The 4,995-nt window shown below is 68.9% G+C and carries 2 protein-coding genes; one reads left to right on the top strand and one right to left on the bottom strand.

The genetic code is table 11. The features are described from left to right. Nucleotides 1-61 precede the first annotated feature (61 nt). Nucleotides 62-3,604 (bottom strand): DNA polymerase III subunit alpha, encoded by a 3,543-nt coding sequence (gene dnaE, locus C6N75_RS24600; RefSeq protein ID WP_105871088.1) that lies wholly within the window; start codon nt 3,602-3,604, stop codon nt 62-64. A 161-nt stretch (nt 3,605-3,765) separates the two neighbouring features. On the opposite strand from dnaE, the gene C6N75_RS24595 reads away from it, so the two are divergent. Then, nucleotides 3,766-4,995, top strand: a 1,230-nt coding sequence (locus tag C6N75_RS24595; protein ID WP_105871087.1) for a DUF2252 domain-containing protein, incomplete at its 3' end; no start/stop codon positions are given.

Here is a 4,995-nt window from a genome sequence, read left to right as displayed (position 1 = left end):
TCGGCGACCTGAAGGTGCTGCTCGGACCGTCCTGCCTGGCCGGCGGAGGCCGGAAGCGGTCTCAGCCGGCCAGGCAGGACGGTCCGAGCAGCACCTTCAGGTCGCCGAAGAGGGCCGGGTCGGGCTGGACGCGGTGCCGGTCGAGCCGGAGCACCGTGGTGGAGCGCGGGCCCTGGAGCTTGATCCGCACCTCGGTGTTGCCCTTGTGATGGGTGAGGATCTCGCCGAGGCGGCTGATCATCGGCGGGGTGACCTTGACGGTGGGGATGGTCAGCACCACCGGGGCGTTGGCGCCGGCCGACGACAGGTCGGGGACCATCAGCTCCATGGCGACCAGCCGCGGCACGTCCTCGCGCTTGTCCAGGCGGCCCTTGACGAAGACGACCGTGTCCTCGACGAGCTGGGTGGAGACCAACTGGTAGGTGGCGGGGAAGAACATGCACTCGATGGAGCCGGCCAGGTCCTCGACGGTGGCGATGGCCCAGGCGTTGCCCTGCTTGGTCATCTTGCGCTGGAGGCCGGAGATGATGCCGCCGATGGTGACGACCGCGCCGTCGGAGTGCTCGCCGCCGGTGAGCTGCTGGATGCCGGCGTCCGCCTTGTCGGAGAGCACGTGCTCCAGACCGAAGAGCGGGTGGTCGGAGACGTACAGCCCGAGCATCTCGCGCTCCTGGGCGAGCAGGTAGGTCTTGTCCCACTCGATGTCGGAGAACTCGACGTCCAGGCCGAAGCCGGGCTCGTCCCCGGCGGCGGCCTCGCCCATGCCGCCGAAGAGGTCGAACTGCCCCTCGGCCTCCTTGCGCTTGACCGCCACCACGTTGTCGATCATGCCTTCGTGGTGGGCGACCAGGGACTTGCGGGTGTGGCCCATGGTGTCGAAGCCGCCGGCCTTGATCAGCGACTCGATGGTCCGCTTGTTGCAGACGACCACCTCGACCTTGTCCAGGAAGTCGGGGAAGGTGGCGTACTTCCCCTTGGCCTTGCGGCACCGGATGATCGACTCGACCACGTTGGTGCCGACGTTGCGCACCGCGGAGAGGCCGAAGAGGATCACGTCGTCGCCCTGGGCGGCGAAGTTCGACAGCGACTCGTTGACGTCCGGCGGCAGCACCTTGATGCCCATGCGCCGGCACTCGTTGAGGTAGACGGCCGACTTGTCCTTGTCGTCCTTGACGGACGTCAGCAGCGCGGCCATGTACTCGGCCGGGTAGTTCGCCTTGAGGTAGGCGGTCCAGTAGGAGACCAGGCCGTACGCGGCGGAGTGCGCCTTGTTGAACGCGTATCCGGCGAAGGGGACCAGCACGTCCCACAGGGCCTGGATCGCCTCGTCGGTGTACCCCTTCCGGCGGGCGCCCTCCTGGAACAGGACGAAGTTCTTCGCCAGCTCCTCGGGCTTCTTCTTGCCCATCACGCGGCGGAGGATGTCGGCCTCGCCGAGTGAGTACCCGGCGATGATCTGGGCGGCCTTCTGCACCTGCTCCTGGTAGACGATCAGGCCGTAGGTGACGTCCAGGACCTCCTTGAGGGGCTCCTCGAGGGCCGGGTGGATCGGGGTGATCTCCTGCTGGCCGTTCTTGCGCAGCGCGTAGTTGGTGTGGGAGTTCATGCCCATCGGGCCCGGCCGGTACAGGGCCGAGACGGCGGAGATGTCCTCGAAGTTGTCGGGCTTCATCAGCCGCAGCAGCGAGCGCATCGGCCCGCCGTCGAACTGGAAGACGCCGAGGGTGTCGCCGCGCTGGAGCAGGTCGAAGGTCGTCGGGTCGTCCAGCGGCAGGCCCAGCAGGTCGATGTCGACGCCCTTGTTGGCCTTCACCATCTTGACGGCGTCGTCCATGATCGTGAGGTTGCGCAGGCCGAGGAAGTCCATCTTCAGCAGGCCGAGCGACTCGCAGCTCGGGTAGTCCCACTGCGTGATGGTGACGCCGTCGGTGTGCCGCACCCAGACCGGGACGTGGTCGGTGATGGTCTCGCTGGACATGATCACGCCGGCCGCGTGCACGCCCATCTGCCGGACCAGGCCCTCCACGCCGCGCGCGGTGTCGATGACCTTCTTCACGTCCGGCTCGTTCTCGTACATCCCGCGCACCTCGCCCGCCTCCGAGTAGCGCGGGTGCGAGGGGTCGAGGATGCCGGAGAGGGGGATGCCCTTGCCGAGGACGTCGGCGGGCATCGCCTTGGTGATCCGGTCGCCCATGGCGTACGGGTAGCCGAGCACCCGCGCCGAGTCCTTGATCGCGTTCTTGGCCTTGATGGTGCCGTAGGTGCCGATCATGGCGACCTTGTCGGCGCCGTACTTCTCCGTGACGTACCGGATCACCTCGACGCGCCTGCGCTCGTCGAAGTCGATGTCGACGTCGGGCATGGAGATGCGCTCGGGGTTGAGGAACCGCTCGAAGATCAGGCCGTGGGTGATCGGGTCGAGGTCGGTGATGCCGAGGGCGTACGCGACGATCGAGCCGGCCGCCGAGCCTCGGCCCGGGCCCACCGCGATGCCCTGGTTCTTCGCCCACATGATGAAGTCGGCGACCACGAGGAAGTAGCCGGGGAAGCCCATCGAGATGATGGTGTCCATCTCGTACTCGACCTGCTTGAGCCGGTCCTCCGGGATGTTCCCCTCGTAGCGGCGCTCCATCCCGCGCATGGTCTCCTCGCGGAACCAGGAGACCTCGGTGTACCCCTCCGGGATGTCGAACTTCGGCATCAGGTTGCGCTCGACGAACATGCCCTCGGTGTCGATCTGCTCGGCCACCAGCAGCGTGTTGGCGCACCCCTGCTGCCAGGCGTCCGAGGAGTCGATGGCGTACATCTCGTCGGTGGACTTCAGGTAGTAGCCGGTGCCGTCGAACTTGAAGCGGTCCGGGTCGGAGAGGTTCTTGCCGGTCTGGATGCACAGCAGCGCGTCATGGGCGGTCGCCTCGTGCGCGTAGGTGTAGTGCGAGTCGTTGGTGACCAGCGGCGGGATGCCGAGCTTCCGGCCGATCTCCAGCAGCCCGTCGCGGACCCGGCGCTCGATCTCGATGCCGTGGTCCATCAGCTCCAGGAAGTACCGGTCCTTGCCGAAGATGTCCTGGTACTCGGAGGCCGACTTCAGCGCCTCGTCGAACTGCCCGAGCCGCAGCCGGGTCTGCAACTCGCCGGAGGGGCAGCCGGTGGAGGCGATCAGCCCCTCCGACCACTGGGCGATGGTCTCCTTGTCCATCCGGGGCCACTTCTGAAGCCACCCCTCCTTGTACGCGTCGGAGGACAGCCGGAAGATGTTGTGCAGCCCGGTGGCGTTCGCCGCCCAGATCGTCTTGTGGGTGTAACCGCCCGAACCGGACACGTCGTCCCGCTTCTGGTGCGGCTGGCCCCACTGGATCTTGCGCTTGTTGCGCCGCGACTCCGGCGCCACGTACGCCTCGATGCCGATGATCGGCGTGACCCCGGCCTTCTTCGCGGTGTGGAAGAAGTCATACGCCCCGTGCAGGTTGCCGTGGTCGGACATGGCGATGTGCGTCATGCCCATCTCGTTGCACGCGTTGAACATGTCCTTCAGCCGCGCCGCACCGTCCAGCAGGGAGTACTGGGTGTGCACGTGCAGGTGCGTGAAGGGCGGCTTCGACACGGTGGCGGGCCTTCCGGGGGTCGCGGACGGGGGGCGGTCCTCAACCTTAGACCGCCCGACCGACACCCACGCCGCACCCGGGAGTACGGTCGCGCTGTGGCGGTCGCTCCCGTGGAGGGCCCGCCCGCCGGATGCTCCCCGCCCCCAGGAGGCACCCCGCCATGCCGGTCCCGCAGCCCGCCGCCGACGAGCGCGGCGAGCAGATCCTCGCCGTCTTCGGCACCGCCTTCGGCGACCTGCTGGCCGCCGACCCGGCCGCCTTCCGGGTCAAGTTCCGCAAGATGGCCGGCTCCGCGTTCGCCTTCTACCGCGGCTCGGCCTGCCTGTTCTACGCCGACCTGGAGCACGAGCAGCACGGCGGCCCCTTCCTCGACGAGCGGACCGGCCGGGTGTGGATCCACGGCGACCTGCACGCGGAGAACTTCGGCACCTACCTGGACGCCAACGGCCGGCTGGTCTTCAACGTCAACGACTTCGACGAGGCGTACGTCGGGCCCTTCACCTGGGACCTCAAGCGGCTGGCCGCCTCGCTCGCGCTGATCGGCTACGCCAAGGCGCTCAGCGACGAGCAGATCACCGCGCTGGTCCGGATCTGCGCCGCCGCCTACCGGGAACGCGTCCACGCGCTGGCGACCGGCGCCCGCAGCGACGAGGCCCAGCCCTTCACCCTGGACACCGCCGACGGCGCGCTGCTGGCCGCGCTGCGGACGGCCCGCTCGCTCACCCGCTTCGGGCTGCTGGCCTCGATGACCGAGATCCGTGACTTCGAGCGCCGCTTCACCCCGGGCGGCGGCGCCATCGACCTGGACGCGGCCACCCGCGACAAGGTGCTGACCGCCTTCGACGGCTATCTGCGGACCCTCCCCGAGGCCAGCAGGGCCCGCCCCGACTCCTACCGGGTCAAGGACGTCGTCGGCCGCCGCGGCATCGGCATCGGCTCGGCCGGGCTGCCCTCGTACAACATCCTCCTCGAGGGCAACAGCGACGCCCTGGAGAACGACGTGGTGATCTACCTGAAGCAGGGCCAGACCCCGGCCGTCTCCCGCCACCTCACCGACCCGGCGGTGCGCGGCTACTTCCGGCACGAGGGCCACCGCACGGTCATCTCCCAGCGTGCCCTACAGGCGCACGCCGACCCGTGGCTGGGCTGGACCGAGCTGGACGGCGCCGGGCAGCTGGTCGCCGAGGTCTCCCCGTACGCCGTGGACCTGGACTGGTCCGACATCGACGACCCCGAGGAGATCGCCGCCGTGGTGGCGGACCTCGGCCGGGCGGTCGCCGCCATGCACGCGGCCGCCGACGACGAGAGCGGGCACTCGCTGGTGCCCTTCTCCACCGAGCGCGCCATCGACGCGGCGATCGCCGCGTCGATGGCGCGCTCGGTGGAGAAG

The organism is Streptomyces solincola (genome assembly GCF_002982015.1).
In the GTDB taxonomy this organism is placed as follows: domain Bacteria; phylum Actinomycetota; class Actinomycetes; order Streptomycetales; family Streptomycetaceae; genus Streptomyces; species Streptomyces solincola.
This window is presented reverse-complemented; position numbering and strand designations above follow the sequence as displayed.